General features: G+C 68.8%; 15 protein-coding genes. 11 read left to right on the top strand and 4 right to left on the bottom strand.

Translation table 11 applies throughout. The features are described 5' to 3' along the window. Window positions 1-89 precede the first annotated feature (89 nt). From BWO91_RS09775 to BWO91_RS09785, 3 genes are read left to right on the top strand one after another with little or no spacing between them, the layout of a single operon-like run. Entirely contained in the window at window positions 90-1412 is a 1323-nt protein-coding gene (locus tag BWO91_RS09775; RefSeq protein ID WP_079003921.1) for an RNA polymerase sigma factor, read from the top strand. 4 nt (window positions 1413-1416) lie between these two features. After that, window positions 1417-2679, top strand: a complete 1263-nt coding sequence (locus BWO91_RS09780; protein WP_079002461.1) for a MurT ligase domain-containing protein — start codon at window positions 1417-1419, stop codon at window positions 2677-2679. Continuing rightward, complete coding sequence (locus BWO91_RS09785) at window positions 2676-3425, top strand: hypothetical protein (RefSeq protein ID WP_079002462.1); 750 nt, start codon at window positions 2676-2678, stop codon at window positions 3423-3425. The genes BWO91_RS09780 and BWO91_RS09785 overlap by 4 nt, the downstream gene beginning before the upstream one ends. A gap of 107 nt (window positions 3426-3532) precedes the next feature. Here the strand turns inward: BWO91_RS09785 and BWO91_RS09790 are convergent, their stop codons facing one another. Then, window positions 3533-3763, bottom strand: a complete 231-nt coding sequence (locus tag BWO91_RS09790; protein WP_056011197.1) for a DUF7455 domain-containing protein — start codon at window positions 3761-3763, stop codon at window positions 3533-3535. A gap of 232 nt (window positions 3764-3995) precedes the next feature. Here BWO91_RS09790 and BWO91_RS09795 point away from each other — a divergent pair, with 232 nt between their 5' ends. Beyond that, window positions 3996-6074, top strand: a complete 2079-nt coding sequence (locus BWO91_RS09795; RefSeq protein ID WP_240555775.1) for a DNA gyrase/topoisomerase IV subunit B — start codon at window positions 3996-3998, stop codon at window positions 6072-6074. An 89-nt stretch (window positions 6075-6163) separates the two neighbouring features. On the opposite strand, the gene BWO91_RS09800 is transcribed toward BWO91_RS09795, so the two are convergent. After that, a complete protein-coding gene (locus tag BWO91_RS09800) occupies window positions 6164-8671 on the bottom strand; it encodes a DNA gyrase/topoisomerase IV subunit A (RefSeq protein ID WP_079002464.1) in 2508 nt (835 codons plus the stop codon). An 87-nt stretch (window positions 8672-8758) separates the two neighbouring features. Between BWO91_RS09800 and BWO91_RS09805 the strand changes: the two genes are divergently transcribed. After that, on the top strand, window positions 8759-9901 hold the full coding sequence (locus BWO91_RS09805) for an alkaline phosphatase family protein (protein WP_240555777.1): 1143 nt from the start codon (window positions 8759-8761) through the stop codon (window positions 9899-9901). Window positions 9902-9913: 12 nt separating this feature from the next. Here the strand turns inward: BWO91_RS09805 and sepH are convergent, their stop codons facing one another. Further along, on the bottom strand, window positions 9914-11032 hold the full coding sequence (gene sepH, locus BWO91_RS09810) for a septation protein SepH (protein ID WP_079002465.1): 1119 nt from the start codon (window positions 11030-11032) through the stop codon (window positions 9914-9916). Between the two features lie 199 nt (window positions 11033-11231). Here sepH and BWO91_RS09815 point away from each other — a divergent pair, with 199 nt between their 5' ends. After that, window positions 11232-11525, top strand: a complete 294-nt coding sequence (locus tag BWO91_RS09815; RefSeq protein ID WP_056005937.1) for a DUF4193 domain-containing protein — start codon at window positions 11232-11234, stop codon at window positions 11523-11525. Window positions 11526-11612: 87 nt separating this feature from the next. Here the strand turns inward: BWO91_RS09815 and BWO91_RS09820 are convergent, their stop codons facing one another. Next, window positions 11613-12059 (bottom strand): DUF3093 domain-containing protein, encoded by a 447-nt coding sequence (locus BWO91_RS09820; RefSeq protein WP_079002466.1) that lies wholly within the window; start codon window positions 12057-12059, stop codon window positions 11613-11615. A 38-nt stretch (window positions 12060-12097) separates the two neighbouring features. Between BWO91_RS09820 and dut the strand changes: the two genes are divergently transcribed. From dut to dxs, 5 genes are all read left to right on the top strand, one after another. Then, window positions 12098-12607: a dUTP diphosphatase gene (gene dut / locus BWO91_RS09825; protein ID WP_079002467.1), complete on the top strand. Its 510-nt coding sequence runs from the start codon at window positions 12098-12100 to the stop codon at window positions 12605-12607. After that, window positions 12604-13224, top strand: a complete 621-nt coding sequence (locus BWO91_RS09830; protein ID WP_071260074.1) for a DUF3710 domain-containing protein — start codon at window positions 12604-12606, stop codon at window positions 13222-13224. The genes dut and BWO91_RS09830 overlap by 4 nt, the downstream gene beginning before the upstream one ends. A 3-nt stretch (window positions 13225-13227) precedes the next feature. Next, window positions 13228-14019, top strand: coding sequence for a DUF3159 domain-containing protein (locus BWO91_RS09835; protein WP_079002468.1), 792 nt, complete (start codon window positions 13228-13230; stop codon window positions 14017-14019). A gap of 246 nt (window positions 14020-14265) precedes the next feature. Continuing rightward, a complete protein-coding gene (locus BWO91_RS09840) occupies window positions 14266-17085 on the top strand; it encodes an aconitate hydratase (protein WP_071260076.1) in 2820 nt (939 codons plus the stop codon). A 143-nt stretch (window positions 17086-17228) separates the two neighbouring features. Beyond that, entirely contained in the window at window positions 17229-19193 is a 1965-nt protein-coding gene (gene dxs, locus BWO91_RS09845; RefSeq protein WP_079002469.1) for a 1-deoxy-D-xylulose-5-phosphate synthase, read from the top strand. The last annotated feature ends 49 nt before the right edge of the window (window positions 19194-19242 follow it).

The raw sequence follows: 19242 nt of genomic DNA on the forward strand, positions 1-19242 counted from the left end.
CTCGGAATGTCGGCGGCCCTTTTCGGGTTGCACTGCACCAAGACTTGACATGGGTCCTCGTAATGTCCGAAATCACGGACGATCCGGCGATGACTGTCCATGCCGGGTCCGAACAGGAAGGTGCAGCTATGGCCACCAAGACGGCTCGCGCAGACGAAGCAGCGCCAGCAGACGAGGCCACGGAGGCTCCCGCAGCGAAGGCTCGGACCACCAAGGCCACCACGACCCGAGCGAAGGCTGCTCCCAAGAAGGCCACCCGCGCTAAGGCGGGTACGACGTCGAGCACGGAGCCCGATGAGGGCTCGGACGACGAGGACGTCGTCGTCGAGGTCGTCGCCGACGACGCCGTGGTCGACGCGCCCGCGGGCGACGCCACCGAGGCGGTCGAGGAGGAGGACGACAAGTCCGTGCCGGAGATCACCCTCCCCACCGACGCACTCGTGCTCTCCAACAGCGACGACGACGAGATCCCGGTGTACTCGGCCGCGATCACCGGCGCCACCGCCGACCCGGTCAAGGACTACCTCAAGCAGATCGGTAAGGTCGCGCTCCTCAACGCGGCCGAAGAGGTCGAACTCGCGATGCGCATCGAGGCGGGCCTCTTCGCCGAGGACAAACTCGCCCAGCTCTCCGACCTCGAGAAGCGCTCGCGGGTCGGTCGTGAGCTCCAGTGGGTCGCGAAGGACGGCGCCCGTGCCAAGAGCCACCTCCTCGGGGCGAACCTCCGACTCGTCGTGAGCCTCGCCAAGCGGTACACGGGCCGCGGCATGCAGTTCCTCGACCTCATCCAAGAGGGCAACCTCGGCCTCATCCGCGCGGTCGAGAAGTTCGACTACACCAAGGGCTTCAAGTTCTCCACCTACGCGACCTGGTGGATCCGTCAGGCCATCACGCGTGCCATGGCCGACCAGGCGCGCACCATCCGCATCCCGGTGCACATGGTCGAGGTCATCAACAAGCTCGCCCGCGTCCAGCGGCAGATGCTGCAGGACCTGGGCCGCGAGCCCACGCCCGAGGAGCTCAGCCGCGAACTCGACATGACGCCTGAGAAGGTCATCGAGGTCCAGAAGTACGGCCGCGAGCCCATCTCGCTGCACACGCCCCTCGGCGAGGACGGCGACAGCGAGTTCGGCGACCTCATCGAGGACACCGAGGCGGTCGTGCCGGCCGACGCCGTCAGCTTCACGATGCTGCAGAAGCAGCTGGAGTCGCTCCTCGACTCGCTCTCCGAGCGGGAAGCGGGCGTCATCCGGATGCGCTTCGGCCTCGGCGACGGCATGCCGAAGACGCTCGACCAGATCGGCGACACCTTCGGGGTCACCCGTGAGCGCATCCGGCAGATCGAGTCGAAGACCATGGCGAAGCTGCGTCACCCGAGCCGATCCCAGTCGCTCCGCGACTACCTCGAGTAGGAGCATGCGCTACGCCCCGGCCATCCTCGCCGGTCGTGCCGTCCGATTCCTCGCCAGGCTGCGCAAGCCGGGCGGGGGATCGGCCGTTCCCGGCCTCGTGGTCAACCGCATCGCGCCCGGGTTCCTCCCCGACACGCTGAACGCCTTCCCGCGTGGTCTCGTAATCGTGAGCGGCTCGAGCGGGAAATCGACGACCACCAAGATGCTCGTCGGCATCCTGCGTGCCCACGGTGTGTCGGTCTTCACGAACCCGTCCACGGCGAACATCTCCCAGGGCCTCACCTCCGCCCTCCTCGAACGAGCCGACCTCCGCGGCCGGATCGACGCCGAGCTCGGGGTGCTCGAGATGGACGAAGGACACGGAGCGCTCATCGCGCCGCGGCTCGCGCCCGCCCACGTCATCCTGACCAACGTGTCCGTCGACCAGATCGACCGCTTCCACGACGCCGCCATGGTGGCGCGCATGCTCGACGCGATCGCTGCCCGATCGAGCACATCGCTCGTCCTGAACGGCGATGACGCGCTCGTCGACGCCGTCGCGCCGGGCAGCGACGCGACGCGATGGCGGTACGGCGTCTCGACGGCCGTGCTCGGGGCCAGCGCACGCGGCCTCGGGTACAGCACGACCTCGTCCGATCGGGTCGACCCCGGTTCCGGAACCGTCGTCGAAGCCCTCGAGGGCGATCTGGTGTCCATCACCCACCGCGGCGAGACCGTCCGATTCCGTCTGCCGGCCCGCGGCGTGCACTACGCCGTGGATGCGGCTGCCGCCCTCTCCGGCGCCGCCGCGATCCTCGGCCCCGAGTTCCAGCTCGCCACCGCGGCTGAGTCGTTCCACGCGCTCACGCCGGTGTTCGGCCGCGGCGAGGTGACGACCGTCCGCGGTGTCGAGGTCGAGTTCGTCCTCGTCCAGAACCCCGCGAGCTTCCAGCTCAACGTCGACAGCCTGGCGGCCGACACGGAGCAGATCCTGGTGGCCGTCGGAAGCGACGTCCGCGATCCCTCGTACCTCTGGCCGGTCGACACGTCCAAGCTCGGTCGTGTGGCGCTCGTGTCGGGGTCCAAGGCCTGGGAGGCAGCGCTGCAGCTGGGCTACGACGGCGTCGAGATCGACCGCATTGAACCGGACCTCGGCACGGCGTTGGACGCGTTCCTCGCCCTCCCGGCGCCCGCGCACGGTCGGAAGACCGTGATCTTCACCGCCGACTCGATGCGCCGCACCCGCGCGCACCTCGGCCTCGCCTCGAACGATCAGGACGACGCATGACGACCGAGCCGACGATCACCATCGCCGTCCTCCTGCCCTCGAGCTGCAATGTGAACGGCGACGCCGAGAACGGTGCGGTCCTCGCTCGCCGGGCACGCGCACGGGGCCTCGCCGTCGAGCTCGTCCCGGTCGAATCGGTCGCCGAACTCCCGAGCACGGTCCACGCGGTCGTCCTCGGGTCGTGCGACGACCCGTCGGCGCCACAGGTGCTCGAGGCGCTCCGGCCGTTCCGCGACGCCTTCATCGCCTGGGTGGAGGCCGGCGTGCCCGTCCTCGCGGTCGCCAACGGGTGGAAGCTCCTCACTCGCCGGCTCGAGCTCGCGCCGGGGAGCTGGGTCGAGGGCCTCGCCATCATCGAGGGCGACGCCCCGTTGCGGCGCACGCGGGCGAGTGACGACCTCGTCGTCGTGCCGAGCGGCGGCCTCGAGCTCGACGCCCCGGTACTCGTCGGGTACGAGAACCACGGGCGGGACTTCCGAGCCGGGACGGGCGTCGAGGCGATCGGCTCCGTGCAGCACGGACGAGGCAACGGCGACGGCACGGAGGGTGCGCTGGTCGGCCCGTTCGTCGGAACCCACCTGCACGGTCCCGTCCTCGCCAAGAACCCGGAGCTCGCCGATCGGCTGCTCCGTCTGGCGATCACGGTCGCCGCGGGCACCTTGATGCTCGACGAATCACCGGAACTCCACGCCCTCGACGACATCGCTGCCAACGCCAGAGCGCACATCGTCTCCGCTCTCGGTTGAGGCCGCGGGCGATCGAGCCCGCGCTGGTCCGTGTCCGCGCTTCCTCGATGACATGACGAAGGGCCCCGGATCTCGGATCCGGGGCCCTTCGTCGTGATGCCGGTGGACTAGGCGCGCTGCTCGGTGAAGAGTCGCGCGGACTCGTCGTGCCAGTCGGTCGCGACCTGCGTCAGCTTCTCCTGGTACTTCTTGCCGTGGTGCGCGCAGAACAGCAGCTCACCGCTGTTCATCTGCACGCGGATGTAGGCCTGTGCTCCGCACAGATCGCAACGATCGGCGGCAGTCAGTTGCTGGGCGTCGAGGTCACTCGGCGTGCTCTCGGTAGCAGTCTGTGACATGTGCTCCTCCTGACTCGGGCGGCTACGAAACTCGTAGTACTCATGAAAGCACGCGATTGTCACAACGGGGTCCCATTCCGTGCTCTTTTCGCTGTGCGCGTAGATGATTCGGATCAACCGCGCAGCCGGATGGGTCGACGGGCCCGCGACAACGCGTCGTCGAGCGGGTCCGGACGATCGCGCGCCGAGTGTCTCCCTCGGCGTGTCGGCGGCGACGACTACGCTGGGAAGCGTGAGCAGCGACTACTCCGCCAGGCATCTCTCCGTCCTCGAAGGCCTCGAGGCGGTGCGCAAGCGACCAGGCATGTACATCGGTTCCACCGACTCGCGTGGCCTCATGCACTGCCTCTGGGAGATCATCGACAACTCCGTCGACGAGGCACTCGGCGGGTACGGCGATCAGATCGAGATCGTCCTTCACGCCGATCAGAGCGTCGAGGTGCGCGACCACGCGCGTGGCATCCCGGTGGACATCGAACCGAAGACCGGCCTCTCCGGTGTCGAGGTCGTCTTCACCAAGCTCCACGCCGGCGGGAAGTTCGGCGGCGGTTCCTACGCCGCGTCCGGCGGGCTGCACGGCGTCGGCGCATCAGTCGTCAACGCCCTGTCCGAGCGGCTCGACGTCGAGGTCGATCGCGGCGGCAAGACCTACGCCATGTCCTTCCACCGCGGTGAGCCGGGGATCTTCGCCGACACGGGGGAGCCGACCCCGGACGCACCGTTCACGCCGTTCGAGAAGCAGAGTGAACTCCGCGTCATCGGCAAGACCAAGCGCGGCGTGACCGGTACCCGGATCCGCTACTGGGCCGACCGCCAGATCTTCACGAAGGGCGCCCAGTTCCAGGCCGAGGAGCTCCTCGGCCGCGCGCGCCAGACCGCCTTCCTCATCAAGGGGCTCGGGATCCACATCCGCGACGAGACCGTCGAGGAGCCGACCGAGGCGGTGTTCCGCTACGAGGGCGGGATCTCCGAGTTCGTCGACCACCTCGCGGGAGACACCGCACTCACGGACACCTGGCGCCTCACCGGCAGCGGGACGTTCACCGAGACCGTCCCGGTGCTGTCGCCGTCGGGCACCATGGTCGCCACCGAGGTGGAGCGCGAGGCGGAGGTCGACATCGCGCTGCGGTGGGGGACCGGGTACGAGACGGTCATGCGCAGCTTCGTCAACATCATCGCGACGCCGAAGGGCGGCACGCACCAACTCGGATTCGATCAGGGCCTGCTGAAGTTCCTCCGCGCCCAGGTGGAGCAGAACGCCCGCCGACTCAAGGTCGGCTCGGACAAGCTCGAGAAGGACGACGTCCTCGCGGGCCTCACGGCGGTGCTGACGGTGCGTCTCGCCGAGCCGCAGTTCGAGGGCCAGACGAAGGAGATCCTCGGCACGCCGGCCGTCCGCGCCATCGTCGCCAACGTCGTCACGAAGGAGCTCAAGGAGCGGTTCGCCTCGACCAAGCGCGACGACAAGGCGCAGACCGCGCTCGTGCTCGAGAAGATCGTGTCGGAGATGAAGTCCCGGATCTCCGCGCGGACCCACAAGGAGACGCAACGCCGCAAGAACGCGCTCGAGAACTCATCACTCCCGGCCAAGCTGGTCGACTGCCGCTCGGGCAACCTCGAGTCCAGTGAACTCTTCATCGTCGAGGGCGACTCGGCACTGGGCACGGCGAAGCTCGCCCGAGACAGCTCCTACCAGGCGCTGCTCCCGATCCGAGGCAAGATCCTCAACGTGCAGAAGGCCTCCGTCTCCGACATGCTGTCGAACGCGGAGTGCGCGTCCATCATCCAGGTCATCGGAGCGGGCTCCGGACGATCGTTCGATCTCGACGCCGCCCGCTACGGCAAGATCATCCTCATGAGCGACGCCGACGTCGACGGCGCCCACATCCGGACGCTCCTGCTCACGCTCTTCTTCCGGTACATGCGGCCGCTGATCGAAGCGGGCCGCGTGTTCGCCGCGGTACCGCCGCTCCACCGCGTCATCGTCATCAACCCCGGCTCCAAGCCGAACGAGACGATCTACACCTACTCCGAAGCCGAACTGCACGCGGTGCTCGGCGACCTCAAGCGCACCGGCAAGAAGCACCAGGAACCGATCCAGCGCTACAAGGGCCTGGGGGAGATGGACGCCGACCAGCTGGCCACGACCACCATGGACCGCCGTCACCGGACGCTGCGCCGTGTCCGGGTCGAGGATGCGGAGTCGGCCGGACGGATCTTCGAACTCCTCATGGGCAACGACGTCGCCCCGCGCAAGGAGTTCATCGTCGACAGCTCCGACCGGCTGTCACGGGAGAGCATCGACGTCTGATCGTCGGTCGTCCAGCGAAGAGCAGGACCGACGAAGGCCCGGATCGAGCAGTGCGCTCGATCCGGGCCTTCGTCGGTGTGCAGCTCCGGTCAGGACGATTCGTCGCCCGCTACCGCGTCGTCCGTCGCCGGTGCCGCCGGTGCGGTGATCGCGCCGCCGATGAACCCGACGGGGGCGTCGAGCGGCGCCCCGGAGGCATCCCGCTTCGCGCCGACCTCCGGGAGCGTCCGCGGTGTCCCGTCCGTACCGACGGCGTGTGCCGGAGCGGCGCCGACCCACGCGACGGCCAGCTGGTCCTCGCCCTTCAGGAAGCGTTGCGATCGGACGCCGCCGGTCGCGCGACCCTTGGCGGGGAACTCGGAGAACTCCGACACCTTCGCGCTCCCGGTGTCCGTTCCGGCGAGGGTCAGTGAATTGGTCGCGACCGTCACGACGACGACGTCGTCGGTGGGCAGGACCGCCGTGAACGAGATGACCTTCGCACCGGCTGCCAGGTTGATGCCGGCCATGCCACCAGCGGCCCGCCCCTGCGGACGGACGGACGTCGCGGGGAAACGGAGCAGCTGTGCGTCGGAGGCGACGAAGACGAGCTCCGCGTCGTCGCCGACCTGCGTCGCCCCGACGACGTGGTCGCGCGGCTTGAGCGTGATGACCTCGAAGTCCGGCTTGTTCGGCAGGTCGCCGGGGATGACCCGCTTGACCACGCCGGTCTCGGTTCCCAGCACGATCGGCTGCTCCGAGGTCAGCGAGACGATCGCCAGCACGCGCTCATCGCGGTTCGGGAGCGAGAGGTACTCGCCCATCCGGACTCCGGCCGCGAGCTGGATGGAGGCCGCCGGCACCGCGGGGAGGTCGAGCGGGGTGAACCGGATGACGCGACCGAGACTCGTGACTGCACCGAGTTCGGTGCGGCTCGTGGTCTCGACGACGCTCAGGATCGCATCGTGCTTGCTCCGTCGACCGGGTCGTGGTGCGGGTGCGTCCTGCTCGAGGTCGACGCGGAGCGCCCGTCCGGTCGCGCTGAGGTAGACGCGGCACGGGGTGTCGGCGAGCTCGAGGACCGGGGCGCTCTTCCCTCGGCCCGTCGTCGCGACGCTCGGCTTCGCGTTCGTCAGCATGGTCCGGCGCGGTGTGCCGAACTGCTCGGCCGCCGAAGCGAGCTCTGCGGAGACCGCCGCGCGGATGAGTCGTTGGCTCCCGAGCAACCGCTCGAGTTCGGCGATCTCGGCCAGCAGCTTGTCGCGCTCGGCCTGGAGCTCGATCCGCGAGAACTTGGTGAGTCGTCGGAGACGGAGTTCGAGGATGTACTCGGCCTGGAGCTGCGAGAGGTCGAAGACCTCGATGAGGCGCGCGCGGGCCTGTTCGGAGTCGTCGCTCGCGCGGATGACCTGGATGACCTCGTCGATGTCGAGGATGGCGATGAGGAGCCCCTCCACGAGGTGGAGGCGTTCCTTGCGTCTCGCCAACCGGAACCGGCTCCTGCGGGTGACCACGCTGATGCGGTGGTCGACGTACACCTGCAGCAGGTCCCGGAGGCCGAGCGTCTGCGGGCCACCGTCGACGAGCGCGACGTTGTTGATGCTGAAGGAGTCCTCGAGTGGTGTGTAGCGGTAGAGCTGCTCCAGGACGGCCTCGGGGGAGAATCCGGTCTTGATCCCGATCACGAGGCGGAGCCCGTGGATGCGGTCCGTCAGGTCGGTGACGTCGGAGATGCCGTTGAGCTTCTTGGAGCTGACGCCGTCCTTGATCTTCTCGATGATCTTCTCCGGACCGACCAGGTAGGGCAGTTCGGTGATGACCAGACCGGTCTTCCGCGCGGTGACCGCTTCGACGGAGACCTTGGCGCGGGTCTTGAAGGAGCCGCGACCGGTGGCGTAGGCGTCCTTGATGCCGTCCAGTCCGACGATCGTGCCGCCGGAGGGCAGGTCGGGACCCGGGACGAACTCCATCAGGTCCTCGAGGGTGGCCTGGGGGTGCGCGAGGAGGTGCCGTGCGGCGCCGATCACCTCGACGAGGTTGTGCGGCGCCATGTTGGTCGCCATACCGACCGCGATACCACTGGCGCCGTTCACGAGGAGGTTCGGGAACGCGGCCGGGAGGACCTCGGGCTGCATGAACTGGTTGTCGTAGTTCGGGACGAAGTCGACGACGTCCTCGTCGAGGTCGGCCGTCAGGGCGAGCGCGGCGGCGTCCAGCCGGGCCTCCGTGTACCGCGGCGCGGCGGGCCCGTCGTCGAGTGAGCCGAAGTTCCCGTGCCCGTCGATGAGCGGGACGCGGAGCGTGAAGGGTTGTGCGAGGCGGACGAGGGCGTCGTAGATCGCCGTGTCGCCGTGCGGGTGCAACTTCCCCATCACCTCGCCGACGACGCGGGCCGACTTCACGTGGCCACGATCCGGGCGCAGGCCCATCTCGGTCATCTGGTAGAGGATGCGGCGCTGCACCGGCTTCAGGCCGTCGCGCGCGTCGGGGAGGGCGCGGGCGTAGATGACCGAATAGGCGTACTCCAGGAAGGAGGTCTGCATCTCCGACGAGACATCGATGTCCTCGATGCGCTCGCCACTGGTCTCCGTCGGCGGGGTCTGCTGTTGGCGGGTCATTCCGTGTCTCTGCTGAGGGGAGTCGAGCCGGTGCTCGGTGAGGATGGCGGGGCGTGGTCGTCAGCGCGGTGTGCGAGACTGAGCCCGATGACCACCATGCTACCGACGGTCGATCCGGAGTCACGCAGCCTTGCCGGTGTCCTCCCGGATTGCCTCGCATCCCTGACGGTGGGCGGTGGATCGCTGCCCGCGGCCGATCATGCCGTCGTCGTCCTCGTCGACGGCCTCGGCGCCGCGAACCTCCGTGGAGCAGCCGCCCACGCTCGGTTCCTCGCGCCGCGCCTCGGTCCGCGCTCCACCACGACGTCGGCGTTCCCGTCGACGACCGCTGCCGGGATCGCGACGCTGACCACGGGGGCGTTGCCGGGTCGGCACGGCCTCGTCAGCTACCGAGCACGGGACGTGGCGGGCGACCGGGTCGTGAACCAGCTCAGCGGCTGGGACGCCGGCATGGTGCCCGAGACCTGGCAGCGCCTCCCGACCGTGTTCGAGCGGGCGAGAGCCGAGGGCGTCACGACGACGGTGATCGGTCAGGAGCGATACCGCAACTCGGGCTTCACCCGAGCCGTGCTCCGAGGGGCGGACTACCGGGCAGGACGCTCGATGGCGGACCGCCTCGACGCGGCCCGCGAGATCGCGTCCACGACCGCCGGACCCACACTCAGCTACGTGTACGTCCCCGAGCTCGATCAGGCGGCGCACGAGTACGGGTGGGAGTCGGGACGCTGGACGGCGCTCCTCGAGGAGCTCGACGGCGATCTCAAGCGGTGGTCGTCCCGTCTGCCCGCGTCGACCGGCGCGCTCGTCACCGCCGACCACGGGGTGATCGACGTCGCACCCCATCAGCACGTGCTCTTCGACCAGGTGCCCGAGCTGGTCGCCGGTGTCCGCCACATCGGCGGGGAGCCGCGGTGCCTCCACCTCTATCTCGACGCCGACGCGGGTCCAGCGGATCGGGAGCGCCTGGCTGAGGCCTGGCGAGCCGAGGAAGGCGGCCGCGCCTGGATCGCGACACGCGAGCAGGCGGTCGACCACGGCTGGTACGGGGAGGTCGACCCTGAGGTGCTGCCGCGCATCGGCGACGTCATCGTCGCCGCCCGCAAGCGCATCGCCTACTACGATTCACGTCCCGCCGATCAGACCGCGAGGGGCATGATCGGACAGCACGGCTCGCTCACTGACGACGAACGCCGGATACCGCTCCTCGGCCTCGGTCGTTACGAGCCCTGAAATCCTGACCGATCAGACCGGGTCGTCGTCGGACTTCGCACCGAACACGATCTCGTCCCAGGACGGCATCGACGCTCGGCCGCGGCGCGCCTTGGCCCCGGACGGCGCGCCACCATCGGAGGATTCGGTATCGCCCGCGCGTCGCTGCTGCGCCGCCTCGAACTCACCGGTGTCGAACACCGCCAGCGGCGTCTGCTGATCCGGGACGGCGTGCGGCGCACTGGGGCGCTCGGCAGGTTCGGGTTCGCTGGGGGCGGCCTCCCGCTCGCCACGGCGCTTGCGGAGCGCCTCCAACAGGTCGGCGGTCTGGTTGTGCTGCTCGGGGCTCGACGCCTCACGGTTGATCGCGGCCTGGGTCGCAGCCTTCGAGGACGGTGCACGGCCGAAGCCCGTGTCGGCCGCGAACGGCAACGGCTCGATCGGACGCGTCTCGGCGGGCCGGTCGGTCTCGGTCTGCTGCGGCGTCGACACCCGGTCCAGGGAGAACGCGCCGCTGTCGAAGCGTGAGGTGTCGGGGGAGTCGTCGGTGTCGACCGCACGCAACCGGGGGATCAGCGCGGCCGGCAGGTCGCCCTGACGCGAGAGGGTCGTGGCTTCACTCCCGATGGGCGTGAGGGCGAGCTTCTTCGGCTCGAACGCCCAGCGGGCGTCGTGGTCGACCTGGTCGGCCGTGAAGGACAGCTTGACGATCCAGCCGCCCTCGGGTTCCTTCCAGCTCGTCCACCGTTCGTCGGTCGCGCCGAGCTTCTCGAGTCGAGCCCGGATGACGTTCCCGAAGGTGGCCTCGATGTCGTCGGCCGACGTGTCGGTCGTCGGCAGGACGGCGACGCCGAGGGCGGTGCCGACGATGTGCTCGCGCTCCGCCATCACCGGACCCTCGAACCGCTGCACGTACTCCAGCGAGGCACCGGTGACCGCTGCGACGTCCTCGGCGGAGAGCCCGCTGCGGATGTGCGCCTGCACTTCCCTCGGAGAGATCTTGGTGTTCCCACCGATCGGCGCACCGGCCGGCTTCGCCCGCCGCAGGTGGACGTGGAACGAATCGTCGACGATGAGGCGGTATTCCTCCTCGTTCCGATCTGCAACGATCAGAGCGCCGAGCTCCGCTCCGACTACCTTCAATTCCTGCATGATGAATGCCTCTCAGCGTGCCACGTGATTGACCCACGTTCTCACGGATCGCGGGCGTATTCGGGGAATACGCCGGGCGTGCCGTCAGTTGCACGGGAAGGTTCCGCACACCCTCCCGAACACGGTTTGCAATTCATGCGGAACTGATGCAAACTGTGCCCGCCGATTTTGTTCCGACGGCATCGAGAAGTGGATAGGCATGGCAACTGATTACGACGCTCCCCGCAAGACCGACGACGATTCCGAGTCGATCGAGGCCCTGAAGGAGCGCGTTCCAGACAAGCTGTCCGGAGTCGTCGACTCCGAAGACGCTGACAACCCGGGTGACTACAACCTGGGTGGATCCGACCTCTCCGACCTCGACCTCGACGTCGTCGTGCTCCCGCCCCAGGCGGACGAGTTCACCTGCATGGAGTGCTTCCTGGTGAAGCACCGCTCGCAGCTCGACCACGAGGGCAAGTTCGGCCCGATCTGCGCGGAGTGCGCAGCCTGACAGCATCGCCGCGCGAGCGGCAGACAGAACCCCTCCGGATCACGATCCGGAGGGGTTCTGTCGTTGCGGATTCGAGCGGCGGCAGCCTCAGGCGTGCGTGCGCGCGCTGGCGATCGCGTCCGCGAGGGCCTGCGGGCGACGGGACGACAGCAGCCAGTACGGCGTCGGATCGGCCGGATCGACGATCTCCACCTTCACGAGGCTGTGCACCCACCCGCGGATCATGAGCCAGGCGCGTGCATCGAGCTTGGTGCGGAGCTGAGCGGTCGCGTCCGTCCCGGTGTACACCACGACCTCACCGATGAACCCGAGCGGGATCGACGCCTTCCCGACCGAGAGGCTCGACTCGGAGACCTGGATCCTCGGCGCCGTCCCGAACGCCAGCGCAAGGCATCCGCCGTACAGCACCACCGCCCCGACGACCCCCGCCGCGAGTGAAACGGGCGCGAGGACGAGCATGGTCGCCGGCACCACGAGGGCGAGGGCGATGATGACCCAGGGGCTGGGCCAGAGGGTTTCACGGTACGGCTGCATGTCTGCCTTGTCTCAGAGAACTGCACTACCCTCGATTCGTGACCGAAAGCGTTGACGTACTCATTATCGCGCCGGATCTGCCCGGCTATGCACACCCCGGCGATGCGGGTGCGGATCTCGTGTCCGCCGAGCACGTCGTGCTCGAACCGGGTGAGCGCGCCCTCGTCGGCACCGGCGTCTCGATCGCCCTGCCCGACGGCCATGCCGCGTTCGTCGTCCCGCGAAGCGGCCTCGCGGCGAAACACGGCATCACCGTCGTCAACTCACCCGGCACGGTCGACGCCGGATATCGCGGCGAGATCAAGGTCACGCTCCTCAACACCGACCGTCACACCTCCTTCACCGTCGAGCCGGGCGACCGCATCGCCCAGCTCATCGTGATGCCGGTGTCCCGGGCCAACTTCATCCCGGTGGAGCGATTGCCAGGCAGCGCTCGTGGAGCCGGAGGCTTCGGTTCGACCGGCGTCGGCTCGCTCGCCGCGTCACCGGCCGCCACCGACCCAACCATCAGCACCGACGGTGCCGCGCAGACAGGAACCCTCGCATGAGCGAACTCGAAGACCTCCCCGACCTCGACCTCGACGCGGAGCTGCCCGACGACGCGAAGTCCGCACCCGAGGACCGCGAGACCGCCGGCCCGTTCGACGAGAGCGAGGCCAACCCCGTCCGCCCCTACATCGACCTCGGTGGCGTCAAGGTGCTGCCGCGGGAAGGTCTGAACCTCCGCCTCGAGGTGGAGGAGGCGACGAAGCGCGTCGTCGCGGTCGGCCTCGACTACGCCGGTTCCACCCTGCAGGTCCAGCCGTTCGCCGCCCCGCGGTCGACCGGTCTGTGGAACGAGACCCGCGCGCAGATCGCCGAGCAGATCGCCCAGCAGGGCGGCACCGTGACCGAGCGCGAAGGCGAGTTCGGCCCGGAGCTCGTCGCCGAGGTGCCGACCGGTGGTGCCGCAGGCACCGACGCGACCCACCTGGCACGCTTCATCGGCGTCGATGGTCCGCGCTGGTTCCTCCGCGGCGTCGTCGCGGGGGAGGGCGCGTCGAAGCCGGACGCCGCAGCGCTCGTGGACGACCTCTTCCGCAGCCTCGTCGTCGTCCGGGGCAACTCGCCCATGCCGCCGCGCGACCTCATCCCGCTGCGCATGCCGACGGCCACGAGCGCGTAGTCGATGACGGACGCACGAGAACCGGAGTCCCGCGGAGTCGACCCGATCGAGCGCAGTGACGCGTCGGATTCCCCTGACGCCACGGGTGACGCGGATCGGCAGCGGCTCGGTGAATCGATGTCCGCCGCGTTCGGTGCCGCCGCACGCAAGTCCGGTCTGGGCGCGATGGCCGAGGGCGACGCCCCCACCGGCAAGGCACTGCTGCGCGCCATGGGCGGCGTGCGCGGCATCGTCGAGGCGATCCTGCCCGGACTCCTGTTCCTCGTCGTCTACACGCTGACCCTCGACCTGGTCCCGTCGATCATCGCTCCGGTCGCACTCGGGGTCCTCTTCTCCGTGGCACGCCTCGTCCAGCGGCAGCCGGTCACGCAGGCCGTCGGCGGCCTCCTCGGGATCGCACTCTCAGCGGCCCTGGCTCTGCTGTCCGGGCGCGCGGAGGACTTCTACGTCGTCGGGTTCTGGACCAACGGCGCCTACGCCGTGGCCCTCCTCGTCTCGGTGCTCGTCGGGTGGCCCGTCGTCGGGCTCGTGGCCGGCTACCTCATGGGCAGCGGCACGAGCTGGCGGTCCCACCCCGGACAACGACGCGCCATGCGGTGGCTCACGCTGGTGTGGGTGGCAATGTTCGCCGCACGACTCCTCGTGCAGCTGCCCCTCTACTTCAGTGGGAACGTCGAGCTCCTCGGGACGCTCCGGCTCCTCATGGGCATCCCGCTCTACGCGCCGCTACTCGTCCTCAGCTGGCTCGTCGTCCGCGCCGTGTTCCCGAAGGCGCCGCAGGCATCCACCGAGTGATCCGCCGAGAGCCCGGCCCGACGCGTCAGCGCGTCTCGGGCCGGGCTCTCGTCATGTCGGGAGGACCTCATCCTCGATGCTAGAATTGTCTCGACATCAAGATAGATGAGCGATGCCGAGATGACACGACGCGCCCGAGCCTGTAGTTAGGCAAGCCTTGCTAGCCGCGGAGCACCCGCCAGCAGCAAGATTGGTCGGAACGCACGTGAGTGAGCACTCGCCGCCGCCAACGAAGGAGAAGACGATATGTCCACCGTGAACAGCTTCGGGGCGAAAGACACCCTGACTGTCGGGACGACCGACTACGAGATCTATCGCATCGACACGGTGGAGGGTCACGAGAAGCTGCCGTTCAGCCTCAAGGTGCTCCTCGAGAACCTGCTGCGCACCGAAGACGGTGCCAACATCACCGAGGCGCACATCCGGGCTATCGGCGACTGGGTTCCGACCGCGGACCCCGACACCGAGATCCAGTTCACCCCGGCCCGTGTCGTCATGCAGGACTTCACCGGCGTGCCGTGCATCGTCGACCTCGCCACCATGCGCGAAGCGGTCGAGGCACTCGGCGGTTCCGCCGACAAGATCAACCCGCTCGCCCCGGCCGAGATGGTCATCGACCACTCGGTCATCGCCGACCTCTTCGGCAGCGAGAACGCGCTCGAGCGCAACGTCGAACTCGAGTACGAGCGCAACGGCGAGCGGTACCAGTTCCTCCGCTGGGGTCAGACGGCGTTCGACGACTTCAAGGTCGTTCCGCCGGGAACCGGCATCGTGCACCAGGTCAACATCGAGTACCTCGCTCGCGTCACCATGACGCGCGAGGTCGGCGGCGTCCTGCGCGCCTACCCCGACACCTGTGTCGGCACCGACTCGCACACGACCATGGTCAACGGCCTGGGCGTGCTCGGCTGGGGCGTCGGCGGCATCGAGGCGGAGGCCGCCATGCTCGGCCAGCCCGTCTCCATGCTCATCCCGAAGGTCGTCGGCTTCAAGCTGAACGGCTCCATCCCGACGGGCGTCACGGCGACGGACGTCGTCCTCACCATCACCCAGATGCTCCGCAAGCACGGGGTCGTCGGCAAGTTCGTCGAGTTCTACGGAGCAGGCGTCGCCGAGGTGCCGCTCGCGAACCGCGCCACCATCGGCAACATGAGCCCCGAGTTCGGCTCGACGGCCGCCATGTTCCCGATCGACGACGTCACGCTCGATTACCTGCGCCTCACCGGCCGCAGCGAGGAGCAGATCGCGCTGGTCGAGGCCTACGCCAAGACCCAGAAGCTCTGGCACGACGCGGACGTCGAGCCGGTCTTCAGCGAGTACCTCGAACTCGACCTCGCCACCGTCGTGCCGTCGATCGCTGGCCCGAAGCGCCCGCAGGACCGCATCGAGCTGAGCGACGCCAAGTCGCAGTTCGAGCGGGACCTCGTCGACTACGCCACGGTCGAGCACGACATCGTCGACCTCGTCGGCGCCGGTTCCTTCCCCGCCTCCGACCCGGCCGGCACCACGCCGCAGGACGAGGACGAGAACAACCACCACCACCACACGCACCGCAGCCACGCTCCGGCGTCCCTCTCGAAGCCGACCCAGGTCACCCTCGAGGAGAACGGGGTCGACTTCACCCTCGACCACGGCGCCGTCGCTATCGCCGCGATCACCTCGTGCACCAACACCTCGAACCCGTCGGTCATGCTGGCCGCAGGCCTCCTGGCCCGGAACGCGAGCAAGAAGGGCCTGAAGGCGAAGCCGTGGGTCAAGACCACGCTCGCTCCGGGGTCCAAGGTCGTCACCGACTACTACGCGAAGGCCGGTCTCACCGAGTACCTCGAGGACCTCGGCTTCTACACGGTCGGCTACGGCTGCACGACCTGCATCGGCAACTCCGGTCCGTTGCTCGACGAGATCTCGACCGCCGTCCAGGACAACGACCTCGCCGTCACCGCCGTCCTCTCGGGCAACCGCAACTTCGAGGGCCGGATCAACCCGGACGTCAAGATGAACTACCTGGCGAGCCCGCCGTTGGTCATCGCCTACGCCCTCGCGGGGTCGATGAACTTCGACTTCGAGGTCGACGCCCTGGGTGTCGACGCGGACGGCAACGACATCTTCCTGAAGGACATCTGGCCCGACGCGGCAGAGGTCCAGGACACGATCGACACCTCCATCAACAAGGAGATGTTCGACCACGAGTACAGCGGCGTCTTCGACGGCGACGAGCGCTGGCGTTCGCTCCAGACCCCCGAGGGCTCGACCTTCGAGTGGGACGAGGAGTCGACGTACGTGCGGAAGCCCCCGTACTTCGACGGCATGACCATGGAGACGACCCCCGTCTCCGACATCGTCGGTGCGCGCGTCCTCGCGAAGCTCGGCGACTCGGTCACGACCGACCACATCAGCCCGGCCGGCAACATCAAGGCCGACTCGCCCGCAGGCCGGTACCTCGACGAGCACGGTGTCGGTCGGAAGGACTACAACTCCTACGGCTCGCGCCGCGGCAACCACGAGGTCATGATCCGCGGCACGTTCGCGAACATCCGCCTGAAGAACCAGCTGCTCGACGGCGTGGAGGGCGGCTACACCCGCGACTTCACGCAGCCCGACGCACCGCAGTCGTTCATCTACGACGCGTCGCAGAACTACCAGGCCGAGGGCACGCCCCTCGTCATCTTCGGTGGCAAGGAGTACGGCTCCGGTTCCTCCCGCGACTGGGCGGCGAAGGGCACGAGCCTCCTCGGTGTCAAGGCGGTCATCACCGAGAGCTTCGAGCGCATCCACCGCTCGAACCTCATCGGTATGGGAGTCGTCCCACTGCAGTTCCCGGAAGGCGAGAGCTGGGCCTCCCTCGGACTCGACGGCACGGAGATCGTGTCGATCGCCGGTCTCGAGGAGCTCAACAACGGCACCACGCCGAAGACGGTCCGCGTGAGCGCCGTCCCGAGCGAGCACTCGGCTCCCGGCAAGGAGCCGGTCGAGTTCGACGCGGTCGTCCGCATCGACACGCCAGGTGAAGCCGACTACTACCGCAACGGCGGCATCCTGCAGTACGTGCTCCGCAGCCTCGTCTGACGACGAGGCTCTACCACCAGGCCGGTCCCGACAGCAACCGTCGGGGCCGGCCTGCGGCGTTCGCCGCCCACCCCGCCCACGACGCGTACACTCGAAAGACGGGCTCCGAGCGATCGGTCGGCCCACGGTGGAGGGACGACAGCGTGACAGTGCTCGATCAGGTGAACGGACCCCGGGACCTCGACGGCCTCTCCGAGGCGGAGCTCGTCGAACTCGCCGGCGACATCCGCGCCTTCCTCATCGCGAACGTCTCGAAGACCGGCGGACACCTCGGTCCGAACCTCGGCGTCGTCGAGCTCACGATCGCGATGCACCGGGTGTTCGACTCCCCGACGGATCCGATGGTGTTCGACACCGGTCACCAGTCCTACGTCCACAAACTCCTGACCGGCCGTCAGGAGTTCTCCGGGCTGCGGACCCGCGGCGGTCTCGCCGGCTACCCGCAGCGTTCCGAATCAGAGCACGACATCGTCGAGAGTTCGCACGCCTCGAGCTCGCTCAGCTGGGCGGACGGTATCTCCCGCGCCTTCCAGATGACCGGGCAGGACGAGCGCCATGTGGTGGCGGTCGTCGGCGACGGCGCGCTGACGGGCGGCATGACGTGGGAAGCGCTCAACAACATCAGCGACGACAACACCCGCCGGCTCGTCATCATCGTCAACGACAACGGCCGGTCCTACGCGCCGACCATCGGCGGTATGGCGCGGTTCCTGAGCGGCGTGCGGACCCGCCGGAGCTATCGCGACCTGCGCGAGCGCAGCCAGCGGGCCTTCAACCTCCTCGGCGGTCCGGGACGTGCGCTCTATCGGGGTGTCCGCGGAGGCGCCCACGGGTTCCTGTCCCGTCTCACGAACAACGAGGCGCTCTACTCCAACCTCGACATCAAGTACATCGGGCCGGTCGACGGACACGACATCCACGCGATGGAGGAGGCCCTGACCCAGGCGAAGCACTACGGCGCACCGGTGATCGTCCACGCGATCACCGAGAAGGGTCGTGGCTTCCAGCCGGCACGGGACGACGACGCCGATCAGTTCCACGCCGTCGGGGTGATCGACCCCGAGACCGGGGAGCCCGTCGGGGCGGCCGCCCGCCCGTCCTGGACGGCCGTGTTCAGCGAGGAGATGCTCGCGGTGGCCGAGGCCGACGACCGCCTCGTCGCCATCACCGCCGCCATGCTGCGACCGGTGGGGCTCCACGCCTTCGCCGAACGCTTCCCCGAGCGCGTGCACGACGTCGGCATCGCCGAGCAGCACGCCTTCACCTCGGCGGCCGGGCTCGCCTTCGGCGGGCTGCACCCGGTGGTGGCCGTGTACGCGACGTTCGTGAACCGCGCCTTCGACCAACTGCTCATGGACATCGCGCTGCACCGTGCGGGAGTCACGGTCGTCCTCGACCGCGCCGGCGTGACCGGCCCCGACGGACCGAGCCACCACGGCATCTGGGACCTCGCGATCCTGCAGGTCGTGCCGGGTATCCGGATCGCTGCACCGCGTGATGGCGAGCGGCTACGCGAGGAACTGCGTGAGGCCGTGTCGATCGACGACGCCCCGACCGTCATCCGGTTCCCGAAGGGCAGCGCCCCCGCCGAGCTCCCGGCCGTCGAGCGTCTCCACGACGGCGTCGACGTCCTCCGGACGACCGAGCAGCCGGACGTCCTCATCGTCGCCGTCGGCCCGATGGCGCCCATCGCGATCGACGTGTCGGACCGACTCGCCCAGCAGGGCATCGGCGCGACCGTCGTCGACCCCCGCTGGGTGGTCCCCGTCGCCGAATCGCTCGTCGAGCTCGCCGCGGCGCACCGGCTCGTGATCACGATCGAGGACGGCATCCGCGTCGGAGGCATCGGCACCCGCATCAGGCAGACCCTCCGCGAGGCCGGCGTCGACACGGCCGTCGACGAGCTCGGCGTGCCGGACGAGTTCATCGACCACGCGTCCCGCGAGCAGATCCTCGAGGATGCGGGCCTCACGGCGCAGCAGATCGCCCGCGACGTCGTGGCACAGGTCCTTGGCAGCCGGATCCCCGTAGCCCGCCCGCTGCCTGACGACCGCGTCGAGCAGGACCCGTCTTCGGAGCGGAGCACGACGAGGCCGCACGGCGCCTGACCGCGGGCTGTGGCGCGCTTGACTTCGAGTGCGCTCGAAGTCGTATCGT

This window comes from Plantibacter flavus (genome assembly GCF_002024505.1).
Lineage (GTDB): Bacteria > Actinomycetota > Actinomycetes > Actinomycetales > Microbacteriaceae > Plantibacter > Plantibacter flavus_A.